Raw genomic sequence first — 20,637 nt, forward strand, 5'->3', positions numbered from 1 at the left:
GAATGACGTTTTTCGACGGGTTTAACGCCGCTTTGGACCTTGCTCCGCCGTGGGCCGTCTAGGATTCTGTAGGTGACCCGCTGACTTCCTAACAACAACACCGGAGTGGCCGCCATGAAAACCGTTGCACAAGTGCTCAAAGCCAAGGACCAGAAGAATCACGACGTCCACACAATCCAATGGGACCACACCGTGTTTGAGGCACTGGTGCGGATGTCCGAGAAGAACGTCGGGGCCTTGCCGGTCGTCAAAGAAGGCACGGTTGTAGGGATCATCAGCGAACGTGATTACGCACGTAAACTCATCCTCAAAGGCTTATCGTCGGTCACCACAAGGGTTGATGAGGTGATGAGTTCACCGGTGATAACCGTCGATACCCATAAAAGTGTCGAGGAGTGCATGAACATCATGACCGACAGTCACCTGCGCCATTTGCCGGTGGTCGAAGACGGCAAACTGCTGGGCCTGCTCTCCATCGGTGACCTGGTCAAGGAAGCCATTGCCGAACAGGCTGACCTGATCAAGCAACTGGAGCAGTACATCCGCGGCGAATAGGAGACCCCATGCTCGACACGCTGGAATATCAACAGGACCACCTCGATACCCTGCACCGGGCCATGGCTGAACGGCGCTTTTTGGTGTTGACCGGCGCGGGGATCAGTACGTCGTCGGGTATCCCTGACTATCGCGACAGCGAGGGCGTGCGTCGAGGCAAGGCGCCAATGATGTACCAGGAATTCCTGGCCACCCCTCAAGCGCGGCGCCGCTACTGGGCGCGAGCGATGCTGGGTTGGCCACGGGTACGCATCGCACAGCCGAACAAGGCTCATTGGGCGCTGGCGACATTGCAGCAACGTGAGCGCATCAGCGGGCTGATCACGCAAAACGTCGATGCCTTGCATGACCAGGCGGGCAGCCATGAGGTGATCGAACTGCATGGCAGCCTGCATTGGGTGCTGTGCCTGGATTGCCAACAGCGCAGCGAGCGCGATGTGATCCAGCGGGTCATGGAAGATCAGAACCCGTACCTGGCCGGTGTTGATGCCGTGCAGGCGCCCGATGGCGATACGCTGCTCGATCCTGCCTTTGAAGAACGCTTCCAGGTCCCCCACTGCCCTTACTGCAACGGCCAACGGCTGAAACCGGATGTGGTATTTTTTGGCGAGAACGTCGCCCAGGCAACGGCGGCCAAGGCAATGGCCGCTGTGGCACACGCCGAGGGCTTGCTGGTAGTGGGCTCATCGCTGATGGCCTACTCGGCGTTCCGCCTGTGCAAAGCAATGGTGGAACAAGGCAAGCCAGTGATTGCCATCAACCTGGGCAAGACCCGTGGGGATGAGCTGTTGCAGATAAAGATCGAGGCCTCGTGCGAGCGGTTGTTGCCCTTGCTGGTCGAACGATTGGGACAGTAGGAACACTGCAGATCAAAAAATGTGGGAGCAGGCTTGCTCGCGAAAGCGAATTGTCAGTTAACAAATGTTTAGCTGACCCACCGCATTCGCGAGCAAGCCCGCTCCCACAGGGTTCGTGTGGTGGTTCGACTATCGTGCCCTTCGACCAACCGCACAAAAAATGACGCCCGAGTCACGTTTTCCCGCATTCTCCCGTCCCTGCTGCGATTTATGTAGTGCCCTAAAAAAATCACTACATAACCGTTGACGTAACCTTTTTGTCCTTGCATTATCGAGACGTCTCCCGGATCGGGAGCGTTGGTAACAAGCGTTTTGAACAAGCTCGTCTGACCGCCGAGCTGTTTTTTCCGGATGTGCACTGCCCACAAGGCAGATTGATGAAGCTGACCGGCTCGAAAGAATCGGTACAAGGGGCTCAAACGCTGCTTGTCTTCGTTATGAAACCATTGCGTAGCAGTTCATCAGCAAGACTACATACATCAGGTTCAAGACCCTGCCCGTATTCGGCAGACCGTCACTGACGCCCGGTTTTCGGAACCGGAGACAACTAAGCAGTATTAACGAATCAACTGATAGATCGCCAACTGGTCAAGGGGCTTACACATGAATCTGAACAACCAACCTACTATTGATGAATTGGCTGAGATGTTCGCAGCGCAGAAAGACAAACTCGACGACCATATCCTGTGGATAGGTAAATCGGGCGAAGTCAATATTGACTGCCTGGCGCCCCATACTGAAGAAGCCGAGTTCGACCGCAATCACCATGAACTGGCGGCGCGCCTGAAGATGTACCGCCGCGGCCAGGGTTATGTTGGCAAGAAAGCGGCTGCCGATCGCAACTTTATCGAGCAAGTTTTCCATACACTTAATACCGAATGGCAGCACCTCAAAGGCCAATCGCAGGTTAAAGTGATTGATAAATACTGCTGATAACAGTGCCACTTGATTTTAAGCCCGCTCGTTTATTCGAGCGGGCTTTTTAATACCTGATTTTCAAAAATTTTATACCCGTGCGGGAAACCTGCCCTTCGCCGCTTCATCGCGAAAAATATCAAACAACACCTGCGCCGCCGCCGACAATTCATGCCCGGGTTTGGTCAGTACACCAATGGGCCGCTCGATCACCGGATCGCTCAACGTAATGCAATGGGCACCCGCTTCCTCCATCTGTCGTGCGCACAATGCCGGTACGGCGCTGACGCCCAGGCCGCTAGCAACCATCTTGCCCACCGTTGCCAGTTGATGGCTCTCCAGCGCTACCGGCAATTTCATCTGCAAGGCGCCCAAGTGTTCCTCCAGCATCACCCGCACCGTGGAAGGCCGTTGCAAGGTAATGAACGGTTGCTCCAATAAGGTTTTCCAGTCGATTTCGGCACACTGTGCCAAGGGCGAGTCACCCGGCACCACGGCTATGAACCGGTCCAGGTACAACGGTGTGAACGCCAATGACGAACCTTCCGACGGTTCGAACGCCACGCCCAATTCCACCTGACGGTCGCGGACCATCTCCAGTACCTGCTCGTTGATCAGGTCATGCACCGTCACGTTCACCTGAGGGTAACGTGCGCGGAATATCTTCAGAATCGGCGGCAGCAGGTTGCCCGCAAACGATGGCATGGCAGCCACTGTGACCCGGCCACGCTGCAGGGTGAAGCGCTGGCGCAGCTCATCCTCGGCGTTGTCCCAATCCGCAATCAAGCGCCGAGCCAGGGGTAACAACGATTCACCTTCAGGCGTGAGCGCGACGTTGCGGGTATTACGGCTGAACAGGCGGCCACCCAAGCCCTCCTCCAGCCCTTTGATCGTCAGGCTCAGCGCCGATTGGGAAAGGTGCAGGCGCTCGCAGGCAGCGGCGAAACTCAGGCTCTGGGCCACGGCGAGAAAGGCACGCATCTGTTTAACGGTCATGAGGTTGCTCCGAACGACGGGTGGACTATGCTGTTTTCTAAATCAATCAACCTTAAAAAACAACTTAACAAATCAATCCGTCAGCGCAACACTCGGCTCATTGGCTGGCCCACAAACAATAAAAGAGGTGCATATGGCAGGTTTCGATAAACGCGTGGCGTCCTATGAAGAAGCACTGGCAGGCCTGGAAGACGGCATGACGGTACTTTCCGGTGGTTTTGGCCTGTGCGGCATTCCGGAAAACCTCATCGCCGAGATCAAACGCAAAGGCACCCGCGACCTGACCGTGGTTTCCAATAATTGTGGCGTCGACGGTTTCGGCCTGGGCGTGCTGCTGGAAGAAAAGCAGATCCGCAAAGTGATCGCCTCCTACGTCGGTGAAAACGCCCTGTTCGAGAAGCAACTGCTCAGCGGCGAAATCGAAGTAGTGCTCACCCCACAAGGCACCCTCGCGGAAAAAATGCGCGCAGGCGGTGCCGGCATCCCGGCTTTCTTCACCGCCACCGGCGTCGGCACCCCGGTTGCCGAAGGCAAGGAAACCCGTGAATTCAACGGTCGCCCGTACCTGATGGAAGAGTCCATCACCGGCGACTTCGCGATTGTCAAAGGCTGGAAAGCCGACCACTTCGGCAACGTCATCTATCGTCATACCGCCCAGAACTTCAACCCGCTGGCCGCCACCGCCGGCAAGATCACCGTGGTCGAAGTTGAAGAAATCGTCGAACCGGGCGAGCTGGACCCGGCGCAGATCCACACCCCTGGCATCTACGTCGACCGGATCATCTGCGGCACCTTCGAGAAGCGCATCGAACAGCGCACTGTCCGCAAATAATCCTCCAGCCCAAATAATAAGGAGACAAAAAATGGCTCTTACCCGCGAACAAATGGCTCAACGCGTCGCCCGCGAAATGCAGGATGGTTTCTACGTCAACCTCGGCATCGGCATTCCAACCCTCGTGGCCAACTACATCCCCGAAGGCATGGAAGTCATGCTGCAATCGGAAAACGGCCTGCTGGGCATGGGTCCGTTTCCGACTGAAGAAACCATCGATGCCGACATGATCAACGCCGGCAAACAGACGGTGACTGCGCGCATTGGCGCGTCGATTTTCTCCTCCGCCGAGTCCTTCGCGATGATTCGCGGCGGCCACGTCGACCTCACCGTGCTCGGCGCGTTTGAAGTGGACGTACACGGCAATATCGCCTCATGGATGATCCCCGGCAAACTGGTCAAAGGCATGGGCGGCGCCATGGACCTGGTGGCCGGCGCGGAAAACATCATCGTCATCATGACCCACGCCTCCAAAGACGGTGAATCCAAGTTGCTCAGCCAATGCAGCCTGCCGCTCACGGGCGCCAATTGCATCAAGCGTGTGCTGACCGATCTTGCCTACCTGGAAATCGAAAATGGCGCTTTTGTCCTCAAGGAACGCGCACCTGGCGTCAGCGTTGAAGAGATTGTGAGCAAGACCGCCGGTAAACTGATCGTCCCGGACCACGTTCCAGAAATGCACTTCCAGTGAGGACAGATTCCATGCAAGACGTCGTGATTGTTGCTGCCACCCGCACCGCCGTGGGCAGCTTTCAAGGTTCGCTGGCCAGTATCCCGGCGCCGGAACTGGGCGCGGCCGTGATCCGTCGCCTGCTGGAGCAGACCGGCCTGGACCCCGCTCAAGTAGATGAAGTCATCCTCGGCCAGGTGCTCACGGCCGGCAGTGGCCAGAACCCTGCGCGCCAGGCGTCGATCCTTGCCGGCCTGCCCCATGCCGTGCCGGCCTTGACCCTGAACAAGGTGTGCGGTTCTGGCCTCAAGGCGCTGCACCTGGGCGCCCAGGCGATTCGTTGCGGCGACGCTGACGTGATCATCGCCGGCGGTATGGAAAACATGAGCCTGGCGCCGTACGTGTTGCCCGCTGCGCGCACCGGCTTGCGCATGGGCCACGCCAAGATGATCGACAGTATGATCACTGACGGCTTGTGGGATGCGTTCAACGACTACCACATGGGCATCACCGCCGAGAACCTGGTGGACAAATACGGCATCAGCCGTGAAGCCCAGGACGCCTTCGCCGCTGCCTCCCAGCAGAAAGCCACTGCGGCGATCGAAGCTGGCCGGTTTGTCGATGAGATCACGCCCATCCTGATCCCCCAGCGCAAAGGCGACCCGGTGACCTTCGCGGTCGATGAACAGCCGCGCGCCGGCACCACCGCCGAATCCCTGGCCAAGCTCAAGCCCGCGTTCAAAAAGGACGGCAGCGTCACCGCCGGCAACGCCTCCAGCCTCAATGACGGCGCGGCGGCGGTACTGCTGATGAGCGCTGATAAAGCCAAGGCGCTCGGCCTGCCCGTTCTGGCGCGTATTGCCAGCTACGCCAACGCCGGTGTTGATCCCGCCATCATGGGCATCGGCCCGGTCTCGGCCACACGCCGCTGCCTGGACAAAGCCGGCTGGAGCCTGGGCGACCTGGACCTGATCGAAGCTAACGAAGCCTTCGCCGCGCAATCCCTGGCGGTGGGCAAAGAGCTGGAGTGGGATGCGGACAAGGTCAACGTCAACGGTGGCGCTATCGCCATCGGCCACCCGATCGGCGCCTCAGGCTGCCGCGTGCTGGTGACCCTGCTGCATGAAATGATCAAGCGCGATGCCAAGAAAGGCCTCGCGACGCTGTGCATCGGTGGCGGTCAAGGCGTAGCCCTCGCCCTCGAACGCAGCTGATTCAAGAGCAACATGGAAAAGGCCCGGTTCCACGAAAACCGGGCCTTTTCTTTGGGCAGCATTCCTGAAAAAACACGGTAATGATTTCAGTGTCAGTCGGTACGAGGCACCGCAAACACCGCACTCGCCCGCGCCACGACCTTCTCCCCCACCTGCAAGCTCGCCGTGGCAAACGCCATCTGCCGACCACGTTTATGATGTTCCAACCGCACCACCATCCACTCACCCACCTGCATCGCGCCCAGGTAGTCCAAGGTCATGCTTGCGGTAATTAACGGCAACGGTGGCTCGCTGGAAAACGCCATCGCATACCCCATGCCGATATCCGCCAGAGTCGCCAACACCCCACCGTGCACCGTGCCGCGCCCATTGGCGTGGCGGTTGTCGGCGCGCAGGCCGATTTCCAGTTGCAAACCTTCACCCCGGCAATAGGCCGGGCCTAACAAGTCGAGCAACGGGCTGCTGCGCGGTAGCGAGACGAACCCTTGGGGCACGGCGTGAGCGATCATGGCGAGTTCTTCCTTGGCATAAGGTTTGAGGTGTACGCCTGGCTCTGCGAGGCTGCCATCACCATCAGCCACGCAAATCCTGTGCGATGCTTTGCGTAAATACGCCAGACCCGCTTTAATCGCGATCATTTCCCCTGCACACCCCAAGGAACTGCAATGCGCCATCTGGACGGCACAACAAAACCGCTGCTTTTGATCGTGCTGGCCGGCCTGGCCCTGGCCGGTTGCTCGCCCAAGGACCACTCCCGTGCCACGGTGATCAATGGCGAACAGGGCCGGGCCGGGGCGCAGTTGGCCTATGAACATGAGCTGATGCTGGCGCTGCCCGGCGCCCTGCTTGCACCCCGCATGCACGCTACCCGTGAGGCGTGTGAATCGGCACGTTTCGGCGCCTGCAATATTCTGGGTATCACCGAAGATGACAATGGCGGCACGATCATCCTGCGCATCGCACCTACCGGCGTGGAGCCGATGGTCGCACTGGCCGCTGAAGGCGGAAAACTCGGCCAGCGCATCACTAGCGCCGAAGACCTGGCCGACGCGGTGGCCGATGTGCGCCGTCGCCAGGATCGCCTGCAAGCCCAACAGCAACGCCTCGACGAACTGGCCAAGCGCAAGGACATCACCGTCAGCGACCTGATCGCCCTGAGCAAGGAACAGGCTGCTATCGAAAACGAATTGCAGGAACTGGCACAGGTCGCCGCGGGCCAGCAACGTCGCCTTGATACCAACCGTGTGACCCTGAATTTCCGTTCTTCCGACGGTGAGAATCAACCCTCACGCTTCAGCCGGATGTTCAGCAACCTGGGTGACAACTTGGTGAACGGCACGGCAGACGCCCTGGAGCGCGCCAGTTATGTGCTGCCGTTTGTGATCCTGGCGTTCCCGGTGGTGTGGTTGTGGGTCTGGCTGTGGCGCCGGTTCGTTAAACGCCGCCCATGATCAGCGCTTCATACAGCGCTGATAGCGCTCATCCACCCGCTTGGCAAACCACGCCGTGGTCAGGTTGCGGGTGATCTTCGGGCTCTTGAGCACGATGCCCGGCAGGATCGCCCGTGGCATCGGCTTGCCTGCAGCCTTATCAGCTAGAGCAAACACACGCTGGTAGAGGGTGGTCTGCTCAAAGTCCAATTGCTCGCCCTGCTCCAGCTGGCTGCGGATGCTGGGGTTGCGCATGTCCAACTTCGAACCCAGTGAGCGCACCGCCAGCTCAGTGGTGCCCGGCAGCAGCGACCCGTAGCGAATCAAATCCCCGTCCAACGCCAGCTCGGTGCCGCTGGCACGACTGACGGCAGCCTGGAACGCAGCGTTACGACTGGCGTACCAGCCCGCGTTGAAATCGGCAAAGCGGTACAACGGCTGGTCGTAGTTCACCGGGTAACCGAGCAGATGGGTGATACCAAAGTACATCCCGCCACGACGAGTGAAGACTTCGCGCCGAATCGTGCCATCCACGGTGTAGGGATAATCACGGGCGTGCTGTTGCGCAAAGTCGATGCTGACCTGCATGGGGCCGGCGGTATGCACCGGGTTGAAACCGCCAAACAATGAATTGCCCAAGGGCACCATGCTGATGAAATCATCAAAGATGCCGCTCAGGTCCTTCTCTGTGCGTGCCGCGTTGAGGCGATCGGCGTAAGTCTTACCGCTGGGCGAGCGCAATTGCAGCGTGGTCCGCACCACGAAGGCCGGGACATGGACCTTGCCGGCACGCCGCAGAATTTCATCCTGGGCGATCTTGCCCATGTTTGGCACGGGTGGGTCGACCTGGTAGGTGGACTCTTGCTCGGTCACCGCCAGCACAGCGCAGATATTCTCGGTGCTGGGGTAGACTTTCTGGGTGTCGAAGGCGGTGTAAATGTCCTGGGCCCAGCCACTGCGGTCGGGAACCGAGGTCGGCAACAGGCGCACGATCTGCGCCTTTACCTCGGCCTCGCTGCGTTCAGGCTGCTGCGGGCCACGTGGGGTGGAGCAGCCGGCCAGCACCAGCAACGTAGTGAGGCACAGGATCAGACGGCTTGAATACATGGGGCTTCCTTGAGTAACGACGGGCCGGGCAATGCGGATATCGACAGGTAAGTCTAACCGGGGTTCGCCGACCTGCTGCACTCGCCAGTTATCACCGAACATGACAGGATCCGTCATCAGCCATTCGTACACGGAGTTGGATGCCATGCTCAATCTGAATTTCTTCGTCACCTGCCTGATCGTCGTACTGATCCCCGGCACTGGCGTGATTTTTACCGTCTCTACCGGCCTGACCTCCGGCAAACGCGCCAGCTTGTTTGCCGCGCTGGGCTGCACCGCCGGGATCATTCCTCACTTGCTGGCGTCGATACTGGGCCTGTCCGCCCTGCTCCACACCAGCGCCTTGGCCTTCGAAGCATTGAAATTCGCCGGCGCGGCCTACCTGCTGTACTTGGCCTATGCCACCTGGCGTGACCGCTCGGCCTTTGCAATGAGCGACACGCCGACGGTTGCGACCGCGCGCAGCCTGATGCTGCGTGGCTTTTTGCTGAACATCCTCAACCCCAAGCTGACGATTTTCTTCCTGGCCTTCCTGCCTCAATTCGTAACGCCAGGCGGCACGGCGCCAGCCGTGCAGATGCTGGTACTGAGCGGCGTGTTCATGGCGATGACGCTTGCAGTGTTTGTGCTGTATGGCCTGTTGGCCAATGTGTTTCGTCGTGCGGTGGTCGAATCGCCACGTGTGCAGAACTGGCTGCGTCGCAGTTTTGCCGCGGCCTTTGCAGGGCTTGGGTTAAACCTGGCGTTTGCGCAGCGCTGAAAACGTGTCGAATCGTGTTAATGGATCACTGACAAGGACTACTGAAACATCCTACCCAGCCTCCGGATAAGCTCTACATACCTCTCCTGAAAACCTCTGCAAAGTCCTTCGCCTGATCACACAGTGCGAGGGATTGCAGATGGTTTTTTTCGTTAAAGCCCGCGTTAATGGGGCTGTCGCTTGAACCCGGCCATTGGCAGGCTGGCCCTGGCCCCAATGGATGCAAAGACGGTCGATGTTGAAACCGTCTTGCGCGACTTTAGAGAGTGCCTGAACACCTTTGACGACTGGGCTTCGAGCTTCTGGAGCTTTTCGGCGCTGGATGTCGAGCAGGTGTTCAAGGTCGGCGACGAGGTGGCGCTGGTCGCGCCCATCAACCGCTCCATTTTTCCCAGCAGCACCGTCGCCACGTGCCAGGCCAACGGCACGTTGACCCTGGTGCACATGTTCCAGAGCACGCGGTTTGTGCCCATCGGCAACACGCCGGTGGTGCTGCAACGCGTCGATCCCAACGGCGGGCCGTTGGGCGAGCCGATCCACAAGACCATCGGCCCCAGCGGCATTCTCGAAATCACCGAGTGTGATCGCAACCAGCCGTACCGAATCAGCTTCTATCCCAACGTTTCCACGGAGCACGTCAAGGCGCTGTACGCGTCTTATCAGTCGGTGATCGGCGAGCTGGAAGCGCGCCTGCGGGGAGAGTGGAACAGCAGGTTCCAAGCGCAGTGGAAAGACTATACGGACGCTACTGCGCTGGATCGGCGCCGGATGCTGGAAGCGGCGTTTCTCAGTGGCATGGGCAAAGCGCTTTACGGGCTGTGGGACAACATCACGCAGCTGTTTGACTTGTTGGCGGACATCAAGCCCAACAGCGAGAAGTTGCTGCAATACATCTCCCAAACCGAACTTGATGAACTGCTGAAGCTCGGCAACGACGCGATTGCCAACGGCCTGCTGATACTCAGCGATGAGCCGCTGTTGTTCATTTATGTGTCGGCGATGGTCAGCTGGATGCGAATGCTGCCGCCGCAAGAAATGAACGAACTGATGGGGGAAATCACTGGCGAGGTGTTGATCAACCTGCTGCTGATCTGGGCGACTGCGGGAATGGGTGTGGCGGTGCGCCTGGGTGCTCAAGCGCTTGGGCATATTAAGTCTGGGCGGACGCGGGATCTGCTGGAGTTGTTGGCGACAAAGCTGGTGATGCCCAGGTTGGAGCCGCATGCCGAGGTGGTGAAGCCACTGCTGATTGGTAGCGCGGCGACGCCGATCAAGACCGTGCCGGTTGCGTCGTTGAAGGCGGGTGAGCAGTTGGTTTCCAACGCGGTGCCTGCGGTTCGTAAGAAGACCCAGCAGACGGCATTGGTGCGCCAGGAACATGTCGACGATGTGCCTGCTGCGGGTAAGAACCCGAACGGCGAGGCGGCGGCCCCTGCGGACAAGACCGCCACCAATGGCTGCCCGGTGTCGATGGTGACCGGGGAGGAACTGCTGACCCTCACCGATGGCACCCTGGATGGGGTTTTGCCGTTTGAGTGGACGCGGCTGTATCGCACCAGTGCGGTGGACGTGGATTGCGGGTTGGGGTTTGGCTGGAGTCATTCGCTGGCCCAAAGGCTGGTGGTGGATGGCGATTCGGTGGTGTGGACGGATCATGAGAATCGGTCGACTGCCCTGCCCTTGGCTACGGTGGCTCGGCCGGCGATTACCAACAGCCTGGCCGAAGCGGCGATCTACTTGGGCGCTTTGCCCGATGAGTTAGTGCTGGCTCAGGCGTCGCGTTTCTACCATTTCCGCGACGGTGTGCTGACGGCCATCAGCGATACGTATGAAAATCGGCTGCGCATCAGCCGTGATCGTTTGGGGCGAATCGAACGACTGGATAACGGTGCAGGTCGCTCGCTGTTTTTGCGCTATGAGTTCGGCCGAATCGTGGCCGTGGACTACCAGGTTCATCGCGCCAAAGGGCATGAACCCTTTGAATGGGTGACTGAACAGAACGTCGTTTCCTACGCCTATGACGATATTGGCCGACTGGCGTCGGCGACCAATGCTGTCGGTGAAAGCGAGGTTTATCGGTACGACGATCAGCACGTCATTCTTGAGCGACAGTTGGCCGGTGGGGCAAGTTTCTTTTGGGCGTGGGAACGGGCTGGCAAGGCGGCACGCTGTGTCCGGCACTGGGCCAGCTTTTCGCAGATGGACACGCGGTATGCGTGGGATGACAACGGCCGGGTCGCGGTTCAGAACGCTGATGGCAGCCGGGAAGTTTACGTGCATGACCAGCGGGCGCGGCTGGTGCAGCGCATTGATCCCGATGGCGCCGAGCATTTCAAGTCCTATGACGACAAAGGCCGGCTGACGGTCGAGCAGGACCCGTTGGGGGCGGTGACGGCGTATCAGTACGACGACGCCGGACGTTTGGTGGCGTTGTTTCCTGGGGAGGATGAACCGACTTCCTACGAGCACGATAACGGGTTCGTACGGGTAGTACGGCGTGGTGAAGCGGTTTGGAAGTATGAGCGCAACGACCAGGGCGACGTCATTCGTAAGACCGATCCCGACGGCCACATTACGGACTACAGCTACAACAAATACGGGCAACTGACCGGGATTTGGTATCCGGATAACAGCTGTCACCGGCTGGTCTGGAATGAACGTGGTCAGCTGCTTGAGGAACAGCTGCCGAATGGCGGTATCAAGCGCTATCGCTATGACGATCTTGGGCGGAAGGTTACGCACGAGGATGAACAGGGCGCGCTGACTCAGTATCAATGGGACAGCGTGGGCCGGTTGACTCGCGTCGTGTTGCCAGGCGGCACGACGCGGGAATACAGCTACAACCCCTACGGAAAAATCACCGCCGAACGCGATGAACGGGGCCACGTCACCCGCTACGAGTACGCCGACGGTCTGCACCTGATCAGCCGCCGCATCAATGCCGACGGCAGCCAGGTCAACTACCGCTACGACAACGTACGGTTGCTGCTGACCGCCATCGAAAACGAAGTCGGCGAAACCTACCAGCTCGCTTACCACCCCAGTGGCCTGATCCAGCAGGAAATCGGTTTTGACGGCCAGCGTACCGCCTACGCCTACGACCTCAATGGCAACCTGCTCGAGAAAACCGAATATGGTGATGACGGTAGTCAGCTCGTCACCGGCTACGAGCGAGACCACGCTGGCCGACTTGTACGAAAAACCCTGCCCGACGGCAACCTTGTTGACTACGCCTACGACCGCCAAGGCAACCTTCTCAGCGTCGACGACGGGCACTGGGCGCTTGCCTACGAATACGACAGCCAAAACCGCCTCACTGCCGACCACCAAGGCTGGGGCACCTTGCGCTTCGGCTACGACGCCTGCGGCCAACTGCAAAACCTGCGCCTGCCGGACAACAACCGCCTCACCTTCAACCACGACAAAGGCGGCCACCTTTCCACCATTGAATTGAACGGTGAAACACTCACCTCCCACCTGTTCAAAACCGGCCGCGAGCGCCAGCGCCAACAAGGCCAGCTCCTCAGCCATTACCACTACGACGAGCAAAACCGCCTGCACACCCATGCTGTCAGCCAACAGCAACACACCCTCTACCAGCGCCAATACGACTACGACAAAACCGGCAACCTCAGCCGCGTTCTCGACACCCGTAAAGGCCAACACGACTACCACTACGACCCCCTCTCCCGCCTGACCCGCGCCGATCACTCGCAAGGCGTGCAAGAACGCTTCGGCCACGACCCGGCGGGCAACCTGCTGATGCAGGATCGACCCGGCCCGGACATCGTTGCCGGCAACCGCCTGATGATCCAGGGCGATCATCATTACGACTATGACGCCTTTGGCAACCTGATCCGTCAGCGACGTGGCAAGGGCCATCAACTCGTTACTGAATACCGCTACGACTGCCAGCATCGGCTGATCGGCATTACCCAGCCGAACGGGAAAACAGCCAGCTATCGCTATGACCCGTTTGGTCGACGGATCAGCAAAACTGTCGACGACATCACCACAGAGTTTTTTTGGCAAGGCGACAAGCTGATTGCAGAGCATCACGCGGATCGCCATCGCAGTTACATCTACGAACCGGACAGTTTTAGGCCTTTGGCACTGCTGGAAGGCTTTGGTCCAAAAGACACCCAGCCCTTCCACTACCAACTCGACCATCTCGGAACACCGCAGGAGCTTACAGATCCAGACGGCGAAATCGTCTGGTCGGCGCACTACCGCGCCTACGGAGAAATTGCCCGACTCGACATCAGCAAAATCGACAATCCGCTGCGCTTCCAAGGCCAATACTTCGACCCGGAAAGCGGACTGCACTACAACCGCCATCGCTACTACAATCCGGATAGTGGTCGTTACCTGACGCCTGACCCGGTGAAGCTAGCGGGTGGGATCAACGCGTACCAGTACGTGCCGAACCCTACGGGGTGGGTAGATCCGCTAGGACTCAGTAAATGTCCTGGTAATTGCGGTCCCTTTGAGGACGTCGAAGATCCGGCAAACAGTGCAATAGTCAAAGGCAGCCAGCCGACGCTGCCTGCACCTGAAGAAATCGAGTGGACCGCTCATGGGTATAAGCACAGCCCCTCAAAAAAAATGCCTTGGAAAGATATTTTGGCTACAACAAAGTCCGGCCCAGCCAAGTACAAGCCAGGCATAAATATTGAAAATCTGGAAAGAGAATCCTATAAAAATGGCAGAACAGTTACTAATGGAAAAACGTGGAAAGTGATGGAGTATCCTGAGAGCATTGGCGCCAGCGAAGGAGTATCCAGCCGTTGGATACGTATTGAATTAAGCGCGAAAACAATCCACGGCCACCCTATATCAGAGCAAGAATTCCGGAGATTAACTAAATGATCTCGTTAGATTTTCTACAAGGCAAAGTAACTTACGACGAGCTCTCGATGTTACAGGAATCAGGGATTGAGCATCAAGCCTACCATCTGAAAGAGGACTTGCTTCAAGTGGAGTATCCAGACGGTTTCCTAATTGACGTAGGTTGGTATCCTTCATTCGACGCAAAAGGGCACTTCCAAATAAAGGTCGTTAAAGACTATGAATGGGAGTCTCCCACTTTAACGCTTACCGCGCAGTCAATTGATGCGCTAACCGAGCAACTGCTGCTCGCTCAAGTTTTGATTAGCGCAAAACTTCAAAAAAAGCCAATTCATTGATCGATTGAAAACATCTAATGAAGCGTGTTCCCCCAAGCTGGTACCTGCGACGAGCACACTCGCTCGCCACAGGACCACGGACCGGAAAATGATCGCGCAACGGCAGAGTTAGCAATATCAAACGTATTAGATGACAACAAAGCCAAGATTAGCAACTTTCTCAAATGGCAAAATAATCAAGTTGTCATTGTTCAAAAAGTCAAACACCCTATAGGCACCAGCTTTAAAAAGAACACCACGACTTCCGTTCCCGGAACGGAAATTCACCTTGTCATTCGCAGAGATAACAATATGCATAATGGCTACCGAATTCATACTGGACATCCAAACCCATAAACCAAGACTATCCCGAATTACAGCAATTCCTTGCAGGCTATTTTAATCAAGATTGGGTGCACGACCACAAGAACGCAGATGATGTAATTGACTTTTTCATCTCCGATGTTTCTGCGGACGCACTATTCGAAGTACAGTCAGAATTAGACAGATTAATAATGACCAACAAGACGGAGCAAGAGCTTCAATACTATTTATTCGCCGACATTGGATGCTACTACTATTATCTTAACGAATGGAAGGACGCTCGAACGTGGTTGAAACATGTGGCTTCAACCCTGAAAAAACAAAGCTCCAAATAAAAAACAAATAAGGCGGAAACCTTGTAGTGAGCGAGCTTGCGTTGGGCTGCGAAGCAGCCCCAATAGGAGCGGACAAGTTACTACCACTACGACCCCTTCGCCCGCCTGACCCGCGCCGATCACTCGCAAGGCGTGCAAGAACGCTTCGGCCACGACCCGGCGGGGAATCGGTTGATGATCCAGGGCGATCATCATTACGACTATGACACCTTCGGTAACCTGATCCGTCAAAGGCGCGGTAAGGGTCACCAACTTGTCACCGAATATCGCTATGACTGCCAGCATCGGCTGATCGGCATTACCCAGCCGAACGGGAAAACAGCCAGCTATCGCTATGACCCGTTTGGGCGGCGGATCAGCAAAACCGTCGACGACATCACCACAGAGTTTTTTTGGCAAGGCGACAAGCTGATTGCCGAACACCATGCAGATCGTCATCGCAGCTACATCTACGAACCGGACAGTTTTAGGCCTTTGGCACTGCTGGAAGGCTTTGGTCCAAAAGACACCCAGCCCTTCCACTACTAACTCGACCACTTCGGAACACCGCAGGAGCTTACAGACCCAGACGGCGAAATCGTCTGGTCGGCGCGCTACCGCGCCTACGGCGAGGTTGCCCGACTCGACATCAGCAAAATCGACAATCCGCTACGCTTCCAAGGCCAATACTTCGACCCGGAAAGTGGGCTGCACTACAACCGCCATCGCTACTACAATCCGGACAGTGGTCGTTACCTGACGCCTGACCCGGTGAAGCTGGCGGGTGGGATTAACGCGTACCAGTACGTGCCCAACCCTACGGGGTGGATTGATCCGCTAGGCTTGAATTCATGTCCTGGTGGAGATGGTTGCAAGTCAAGCGCTAACGTTCAAAACTCAACTAAAGGTGTACATCACGGAGAGCCCGCGTTACCTCAACTGACACGTGCGGAACGACTGGCAAAAATTGATGAGCTCGTAGAGGCAAATACCTACAGACGCTTGGACAAGCTCGAAGAGGAGACACCAGGCGCACATTTTTTAGAAAAACACGGCGCCCAGACAACACTTGAATCTCAGCTCGAAAGAGTCAGATCAGCAAAAAACCCAACAACAGGAATTGTTGAGATTTACACATCAGGTAAGAAAAAAGGAGAACCTAAATACCCACCTGCAGCAACGCATTACCTGAGCCATAGGGATCAGTTGAATTCGATATATCGAGCACAGCTAATATTTAGAAGAAACGGTCATGCAGCATCATTGGAGCCGATGGACATGGGAAGAGTGATTGGTGAAGGGTATTCCAGTGGCGACCTGAAATATAGTCAACAACGCAAAGCACGAGTAATACTAGATAAAGATGGAAAACCAAAAACTGCATATACCGAGTGATGGACATGAAAAAAAATCCAAGTATGGCAATAATCCGTGGATTACTATTCACATACGACATTGAAAATACGGATAATCCGGAAAGAGAAGATCTCATCTCCTCAAAGAATGTAAACAATAAAGAAGAACTTATTGAGCTTTTTGACGAACTGACCAAGCCAGAATTTCTGTCTTATACGAAACCAGAACAAGATTGGTTTATCGAGTCGATCGAACACTACTTATCTATTAATGATGACTTCAACGCCATATTTAAAACAATGGCAACTTACTTCAGCGACCCTATAGCTGATCAACGAATCTTTATGCAGATCCTTTTAAGCCGTTTAAAGCAATACATGGTCAGTTTTAAAGACCAATAGACATCATAAGAACGCCACCACTCGACGTTACAGCCCAACCCCCGTGGTGAGAGAGCGAACATGCTCGCTCTCTCACCACGGGTCTTCGCGATAACCCTAAATCCCAGCCAACGCCAAATCCATCGCAAAATACGTAAAGATCAAATCCGCCCCCGCACGCTTGATCGACCCCAACGTCTCCCGCACCACACGCGCCTCATCAATCGCGCCCGCCTGGGCACCAAATTTGATCATCGCGTACTCACCACTCACCTGATAGGCCGCCACCGGCAAGCGCGAAGCTTCGCGAATGTCGCGGATGATGTCGAGGTAGGCACCGGCAGGCTTGACCATCAGCGCGTCCGCGCCCTCTTGCTCGTCCAGCAGCGATTCGCGCACGGCTTCGCGGCGGTTCATCGGGTTCATCTGGTAGCTTTTACGGTCGCCCTTGAGGGCGCTGCCACCGGCTTCGCGGAACGGGCCGTAGAGGGCCGAGGCGAATTTGGTGGAGTAGGTCATGATCGGAATATGGGTGAAGCCGGCGTCGTCCAGGGCGCGGCGAATCGCCTGAACCTGGCCGTCCATCGCTGCCGAAGGGGCGATCACATCGGCGCCGGCACGGGCTGCGGCCACGGCTTGCTTGCCGAGGTTGACCAACGTCGCGTCGTTGTCGACATGAGCACCGTGCATCACGCCGCAGTGGCCGTGGTCGGTGTATTCGCAGAAGCAGGTGTCGGACATCACGATCATTTCCGGCACGGCGTCCTTGATGATCGAGGACATGCGCGAAACCAGGCCGCGTTCTTTCCAGGTGTCGCTGCCGTTGGCATCCAGGTGGTGGGACACACCAAAGGTCATCACCGATTTGATCCCGGCACGGGCAAAACGCTCGATCTCACCGGCCAGTTTCTTCTCTGGGATTCGCACCACACCCGGCATGCTGGTGATCGGTACGAAGTCGTCGATTTCTTCTTCGACGAAAATCGGCAACACCAGGTCGTTGAGGGTGAATTCGGTTTCCTGGAACAAGCCACGCAGCTCCGGGGAGCGGCGCAGGCGACGTGGGCGGGCTTGGGGGAACTGGCTGGTCATGGTTTTCCTGACTGGATGCTAAAACAGTAGAGGCAATAATCTTTGGGGCCAAAGCTTATGCCCCCAGGCCCCGGCAGTACAAACGCCAAGGGGCCAACAGTGTATTGCGCGGCCCGTAACAATTCATTGATCTAGAGCTGTACACGCCCTTCGATGCATACCGCTACCGCGCCACCGATCCAGATTTCATCGCCGCGATGCTCGACGCGAATACGCCCGGCGCGCCCCATGGCAGTGCCTTGACTGACCACGTAACGGCTCGGCGCAAGGCCTTCACTGCGCAACCATTGGGCAAGACCGGCATTCAGGCTACCGGTGGCCGGGTCTTCCGGGGCACCATCGCCAGCGATAAAAGCGCGGACTTCGAAGTGCGTGTCGACATCGTCGCGCGCCGGGTCACACGGCGCGATGACGCCAATGGCCAACCCGTGCAGTTGCGCGTAATCCGGCTGCAAGCCCAGCACCTGGTCACGATCGGCCAGCATCAGCGCCAGCCAGCCCGCGCCATTGTCCACCCATTGGCTGCGCACAATGGCCTCGGGCGCCAGACCGAGCGCCAGGCGCACGCGCTCCAGCACAGGGGCCTCTACCGCGCCGGAACGCAATAACGGCGGCGCAATAAACGCCAACTCATCGCCTTCACGACGGACACGCACCAGGCCGATTTCGCACTCCTGGATGATCTCCTCGCCTTTCGGCACGCCGCCAGCTTGCAGCCAGGCATGGCAGCTGCCCAACGTCGGGTGCCCGGCGAACGGCAGCTCGTTGAGCGTGGTAAAGATTCTCACCCGATAATCCGCCCGCGAATCACGCGGCGTCAGCAAAAACGTGGTTTCGCTGAGATTGGTCCAGTTGGCGAAGTCGGCCATTTGCTGGTCGGTGAGGCTGTCAGCGCCCAGCACCACGGCCAACGGGTTACCTTTGAGTGAGACGCTGCTGAATACATCCAGCTGTTTGAAATCGAAAGTCGGCATGCTTCAACTCGGTATGTTCAGGCCGCGGATCACCGCAGGGCGCGCAACAAAGCCGTCCAGCGCGCGCAGCACGTTAGGAAAATCGGCGATGCCCACCAGGTCGCCGGACTCGTAGAAGCCAATCAAGTTACGAATCCACGGGAACGTGGCGATGTCTGCGATGCTGTAATCGTCGCCCATGATCCAGGTGCGGCCCAGCAGGTGTTTTTCCAGCACGCCCAGCAATCGCCGAGACTCGGCGGCGTAGCGATCACGCGGGCGTTTATCTTCGTATTCCTTGCCGGCGAATTTATTGAAGAACCCGACTTGGCCGAACATCGGGCCGATGCCCGCCATCTGAAACATCAGCCACTGAAGGGTTTCGTAGCGGGTGGCCGGGTCTTCGGAGAGCAACTGGCTGGTTTTTTCCGCCAGGTAAATCAGAATCGCGCCGGACTCGAACAACGCCAGCGGCTGACCGCTCGGGCCATTGGGATCGATGATCGCGGGGATTTTGTTGTTGGGGTTCAGGGACAGAAACTCAGGTGACATCTGGTCCTGGGTCTCGAAACTGACCTTGTGCGCTTCATAAGGCAGGCCCAGTTCTTCGAGCATGATCGACACTTTGACGCCGTTGGGCGTGGGCAACGAATACAGCTGCAAGCGTTCAGGGTGTTGGGCGGGCCATTTGGTGTTGATCGGGAAAGCGGCGAGTGCATTCATCGGAAAGTCCCCAGGCGGAAAGTCCTCATAATAACCACAGGCTCGGCGTCCTGCATGGGTCATGATTGCGCAACATAGCCGCGCTAATCTCGCGTGCTGACGAACCAAAGAGCGGATAAACACTCTTAAGTGCGCCATCAGGGTGAACGGAGACACTCGTTACAACGACACGGAAAACCGCAGGACGCCGGATGCGTCACTGGCGCCGGGCCTGTACGACTTAACCCCAAGCACGAAGACTCGACACTACAATGACAATCAAGCCTCTGTGCCTTGCTAAACGCCTTAAACGCTATTCATACATCATGTTGCCGCTGCTTCTGGTCGGCGGCGCAATCGGCCTGACGCTGGAGTCGCGGACCAGCCGCGCCGAACCGGTGGATGGCGTACAAACCCTGGTCTTCCTGCGTCACGGTGAAAAACCGGTCGGCGGCCTCGGCCAGCTCAACTGCCAGGGCCTGAATCGCGCGATGAACCTGGCGAGCGTATTGCCGGAAAAATTCGGCAAGGCCAATTACGTATTCGCCGCCAACCCGACACGCAACGTCGAGGAAGGTGAACACGACAATTCCTACAGCTACATTCGGCCGCTGATGACCATCAGCCCCAGCGCCATCAAGCTCGGCCTGCCGGTGAATATCAAATTCTCAGCCAATGACACCAGCGCCCTCGCCGACGAGTTGGTCGAAGACAAGTACCACAACGCGATCATCTATACCGCCTGGTCCCATGGCTATCTGCCGGAGCTGATCAACAAGGTGGCCAGTGAAGCCTCGGGGGAAAAACACACCATCACTGAGGATTGGTCAGGCGATGACTACGACACGCTCTATGTCCTGACCTTGACCTGGCATAACGGCAAAGCGTCGCTGCTGAGCCGCAATTACAAGCAAGGCCTGAATAACGGCCAGCAGACATGCCCGGACGCAACTCAAGTCAGCGCAGATATCTGAAGCCTGGGCGCCACAGGCGTATGATGCCCCGCTATTGAACC

The 20,637-nt window shown here is 57.4% G+C and carries 20 protein-coding genes and 1 pseudogene; 15 read left to right on the forward strand and 6 right to left on the reverse strand.

What is annotated here, in order from left to right; genetic code table 11:
- Positions 1–114: 114 nt before the first annotated feature.
- From ACLBW8_RS22765 to ACLBW8_RS22775, 3 genes are all read left to right on the forward strand, one after another.
- Positions 115–555 carry a CBS domain-containing protein gene (locus ACLBW8_RS22765; protein ID WP_064451776.1) on the forward strand — a complete coding sequence of 147 codons (441 nt, stop codon included), beginning with the start codon at positions 115–117 and terminating at the stop codon, positions 553–555.
- Between the two features lie 8 nt (positions 556–563).
- On the forward strand, positions 564–1,412 hold the full coding sequence (locus ACLBW8_RS22770) for an NAD-dependent protein deacetylase (RefSeq protein WP_447806364.1): 849 nt from the start codon (positions 564–566) through the stop codon (positions 1,410–1,412).
- Positions 1,413–2,015: 603 nt separating this feature from the next.
- The gene (locus ACLBW8_RS22775) at positions 2,016–2,345 is read left to right on the forward strand and encodes a hypothetical protein (protein ID WP_447806365.1); all 330 of its coding nucleotides are present in this window, start codon (positions 2,016–2,018) and stop codon (positions 2,343–2,345) included.
- 72 nt (positions 2,346–2,417) lie between these two features.
- On the opposite strand, the gene ACLBW8_RS22780 is transcribed toward ACLBW8_RS22775, so the two are convergent.
- Positions 2,418–3,323, reverse strand: a complete 906-nt coding sequence (locus ACLBW8_RS22780; protein ID WP_064451774.1) for a LysR family transcriptional regulator — start codon at positions 3,321–3,323, stop codon at positions 2,418–2,420.
- A 133-nt stretch (positions 3,324–3,456) separates the two neighbouring features.
- Here ACLBW8_RS22780 and ACLBW8_RS22785 point away from each other — a divergent pair, with 133 nt between their 5' ends.
- Genes ACLBW8_RS22785 through ACLBW8_RS22795 form a run of 3 tightly spaced genes read left to right on the forward strand, consistent with a single transcriptional unit; the run spans position 3,457 to position 6,039 of the window.
- A complete protein-coding gene (locus tag ACLBW8_RS22785) occupies positions 3,457–4,155 on the forward strand; it encodes a CoA transferase subunit A (protein WP_048729618.1) in 699 nt (232 codons plus the stop codon).
- Positions 4,156–4,186: 31 nt separating this feature from the next.
- On the forward strand, positions 4,187–4,846 hold the full coding sequence (locus ACLBW8_RS22790) for a CoA transferase subunit B (protein WP_032886654.1): 660 nt from the start codon (positions 4,187–4,189) through the stop codon (positions 4,844–4,846).
- 11 nt (positions 4,847–4,857) lie between these two features.
- Positions 4,858–6,039, forward strand: coding sequence for an acetyl-CoA C-acetyltransferase (locus tag ACLBW8_RS22795; protein WP_447806366.1), 1,182 nt, complete (start codon positions 4,858–4,860; stop codon positions 6,037–6,039).
- A 92-nt stretch (positions 6,040–6,131) separates the two neighbouring features.
- Here ACLBW8_RS22795 and ACLBW8_RS22800 read toward each other — a convergent pair whose 3' ends face one another.
- On the reverse strand, positions 6,132–6,548 hold the full coding sequence (locus ACLBW8_RS22800) for a PaaI family thioesterase (protein ID WP_447806417.1): 417 nt from the start codon (positions 6,546–6,548) through the stop codon (positions 6,132–6,134).
- A 156-nt stretch (positions 6,549–6,704) separates the two neighbouring features.
- On the opposite strand from ACLBW8_RS22800, the gene ACLBW8_RS22805 reads away from it, so the two are divergent.
- Positions 6,705–7,490 carry a DUF4349 domain-containing protein gene (locus tag ACLBW8_RS22805; protein WP_064451772.1) on the forward strand — a complete coding sequence of 262 codons (786 nt, stop codon included), beginning with the start codon at positions 6,705–6,707 and terminating at the stop codon, positions 7,488–7,490.
- Here ACLBW8_RS22805 and ACLBW8_RS22810 read toward each other — a convergent pair whose 3' ends face one another.
- Positions 7,491–8,576 (reverse strand): DUF1615 domain-containing protein, encoded by a 1,086-nt coding sequence (locus tag ACLBW8_RS22810; protein ID WP_432751896.1) that lies wholly within the window; start codon positions 8,574–8,576, stop codon positions 7,491–7,493. It abuts the gene before it with no gap.
- Between the two features lie 145 nt (positions 8,577–8,721).
- Between ACLBW8_RS22810 and ACLBW8_RS22815 the strand changes: the two genes are divergently transcribed.
- From ACLBW8_RS22815 to ACLBW8_RS22845, 7 genes and pseudogenes are all read left to right on the forward strand, one after another.
- Positions 8,722–9,336: a LysE family translocator gene (locus ACLBW8_RS22815; RefSeq protein ID WP_447806418.1), complete on the forward strand. Its 615-nt coding sequence runs from the start codon at positions 8,722–8,724 to the stop codon at positions 9,334–9,336.
- A 216-nt stretch (positions 9,337–9,552) separates the two neighbouring features.
- Entirely contained in the window at positions 9,553–14,205 is a 4,653-nt protein-coding gene (locus ACLBW8_RS22820; protein ID WP_447806367.1) for an RHS repeat-associated core domain-containing protein, read from the forward strand.
- On the forward strand, positions 14,202–14,522 hold the full coding sequence (locus ACLBW8_RS22825; RefSeq protein ID WP_447806368.1) for a hypothetical protein: 321 nt from the start codon (positions 14,202–14,204) through the stop codon (positions 14,520–14,522). The genes ACLBW8_RS22820 and ACLBW8_RS22825 overlap by 4 nt, the downstream gene beginning before the upstream one ends.
- Positions 14,523–14,546: 24 nt before the next feature.
- Positions 14,547–14,858: an RNase A-like domain-containing protein gene (locus ACLBW8_RS22830; RefSeq protein ID WP_447806369.1), complete on the forward strand. Its 312-nt coding sequence runs from the start codon at positions 14,547–14,549 to the stop codon at positions 14,856–14,858.
- Positions 14,859–14,914: 56 nt separating this feature from the next.
- On the forward strand, positions 14,915–15,160 hold the full coding sequence (locus ACLBW8_RS22835) for a contact-dependent growth inhibition system immunity protein (RefSeq protein ID WP_447806370.1): 246 nt from the start codon (positions 14,915–14,917) through the stop codon (positions 15,158–15,160).
- Between the two features lie 81 nt (positions 15,161–15,241).
- Positions 15,242–16,534 (forward strand): annotated as a pseudogene (locus ACLBW8_RS22840) (RHS repeat-associated core domain-containing protein); the annotation flags it as partial.
- 5 nt (positions 16,535–16,539) lie between these two features.
- On the forward strand, positions 16,540–16,896 hold the full coding sequence (locus tag ACLBW8_RS22845; RefSeq protein ID WP_447806371.1) for a hypothetical protein: 357 nt from the start codon (positions 16,540–16,542) through the stop codon (positions 16,894–16,896).
- A 96-nt stretch (positions 16,897–16,992) separates the two neighbouring features.
- Here ACLBW8_RS22845 and hemB read toward each other — a convergent pair whose 3' ends face one another.
- From hemB to ACLBW8_RS22860, 3 genes are all read right to left on the reverse strand, one after another.
- Positions 16,993–17,967, reverse strand: a complete 975-nt coding sequence (gene hemB / locus ACLBW8_RS22850; protein ID WP_447806372.1) for a porphobilinogen synthase — start codon at positions 17,965–17,967, stop codon at positions 16,993–16,995.
- A gap of 131 nt (positions 17,968–18,098) precedes the next feature.
- Positions 18,099–18,941: a PhzF family phenazine biosynthesis protein gene (locus tag ACLBW8_RS22855; protein WP_064451768.1), complete on the reverse strand. Its 843-nt coding sequence runs from the start codon at positions 18,939–18,941 to the stop codon at positions 18,099–18,101.
- A 3-nt stretch (positions 18,942–18,944) separates the two neighbouring features.
- Positions 18,945–19,643: a glutathione S-transferase N-terminal domain-containing protein gene (locus ACLBW8_RS22860; RefSeq protein ID WP_447806373.1), complete on the reverse strand. Its 699-nt coding sequence runs from the start codon at positions 19,641–19,643 to the stop codon at positions 18,945–18,947.
- 251 nt (positions 19,644–19,894) lie between these two features.
- Here ACLBW8_RS22860 and ACLBW8_RS22865 point away from each other — a divergent pair, with 251 nt between their 5' ends.
- Positions 19,895–20,596, forward strand: a complete 702-nt coding sequence (locus ACLBW8_RS22865; protein ID WP_064451766.1) for a hypothetical protein — start codon at positions 19,895–19,897, stop codon at positions 20,594–20,596.
- The last annotated feature ends 41 nt before the right edge of the window (positions 20,597–20,637 follow it).

The organism is Pseudomonas sp. M5A4_2d, from assembly GCF_053345295.1.

Bases quoted from the DNA above. Each gene is read 5' to 3' on its own strand.
- ACLBW8_RS22765 (WP_064451776.1), top strand. From the start codon at position 115: ATGAAAACCGTTGCACAAGTGCTCAAAGCCAAGGACCAGAAGAATCAC.
- ACLBW8_RS22770 (WP_447806364.1), top strand. From the start codon at position 564: ATGCTCGACACGCTGGAATATCAACAGGACCACCTCGATACCCTGCAC.
- ACLBW8_RS22775 (WP_447806365.1), top strand. From the start codon at position 2,016: ATGAATCTGAACAACCAACCTACTATTGATGAATTGGCTGAGATGTTC.
- ACLBW8_RS22780 (WP_064451774.1), bottom strand. From the start codon at position 3,323: ATGACCGTTAAACAGATGCGTGCCTTTCTCGCCGTGGCCCAGAGCCTG.
- ACLBW8_RS22785 (WP_048729618.1), top strand. From the start codon at position 3,457: ATGGCAGGTTTCGATAAACGCGTGGCGTCCTATGAAGAAGCACTGGCA.
- ACLBW8_RS22790 (WP_032886654.1), top strand. From the start codon at position 4,187: ATGGCTCTTACCCGCGAACAAATGGCTCAACGCGTCGCCCGCGAAATG.
- ACLBW8_RS22795 (WP_447806366.1), top strand. From the start codon at position 4,858: ATGCAAGACGTCGTGATTGTTGCTGCCACCCGCACCGCCGTGGGCAGC.
- ACLBW8_RS22800 (WP_447806417.1), bottom strand. From the start codon at position 6,548: ATGATCGCTCACGCCGTGCCCCAAGGGTTCGTCTCGCTACCGCGCAGC.
- ACLBW8_RS22805 (WP_064451772.1), top strand. From the start codon at position 6,705: ATGCGCCATCTGGACGGCACAACAAAACCGCTGCTTTTGATCGTGCTG.
- ACLBW8_RS22810 (WP_432751896.1), bottom strand. From the start codon at position 8,576: ATGTATTCAAGCCGTCTGATCCTGTGCCTCACTACGTTGCTGGTGCTG.
- ACLBW8_RS22815 (WP_447806418.1), top strand. From the start codon at position 8,722: ATGCTCAATCTGAATTTCTTCGTCACCTGCCTGATCGTCGTACTGATC.
- ACLBW8_RS22820 (WP_447806367.1), top strand. From the start codon at position 9,553: ATGGATGCAAAGACGGTCGATGTTGAAACCGTCTTGCGCGACTTTAGA.
- ACLBW8_RS22825 (WP_447806368.1), top strand. From the start codon at position 14,202: ATGATCTCGTTAGATTTTCTACAAGGCAAAGTAACTTACGACGAGCTC.
- ACLBW8_RS22845 (WP_447806371.1), top strand. From the start codon at position 16,540: ATGAAAAAAAATCCAAGTATGGCAATAATCCGTGGATTACTATTCACA.
- hemB (WP_447806372.1), bottom strand. From the start codon at position 17,967: ATGACCAGCCAGTTCCCCCAAGCCCGCCCACGTCGCCTGCGCCGCTCC.
- ACLBW8_RS22855 (WP_064451768.1), bottom strand. From the start codon at position 18,941: ATGCCGACTTTCGATTTCAAACAGCTGGATGTATTCAGCAGCGTCTCA.
- ACLBW8_RS22860 (WP_447806373.1), bottom strand. From the start codon at position 19,643: ATGAATGCACTCGCCGCTTTCCCGATCAACACCAAATGGCCCGCCCAA.
- ACLBW8_RS22865 (WP_064451766.1), top strand. From the start codon at position 19,895: ATGACAATCAAGCCTCTGTGCCTTGCTAAACGCCTTAAACGCTATTCA.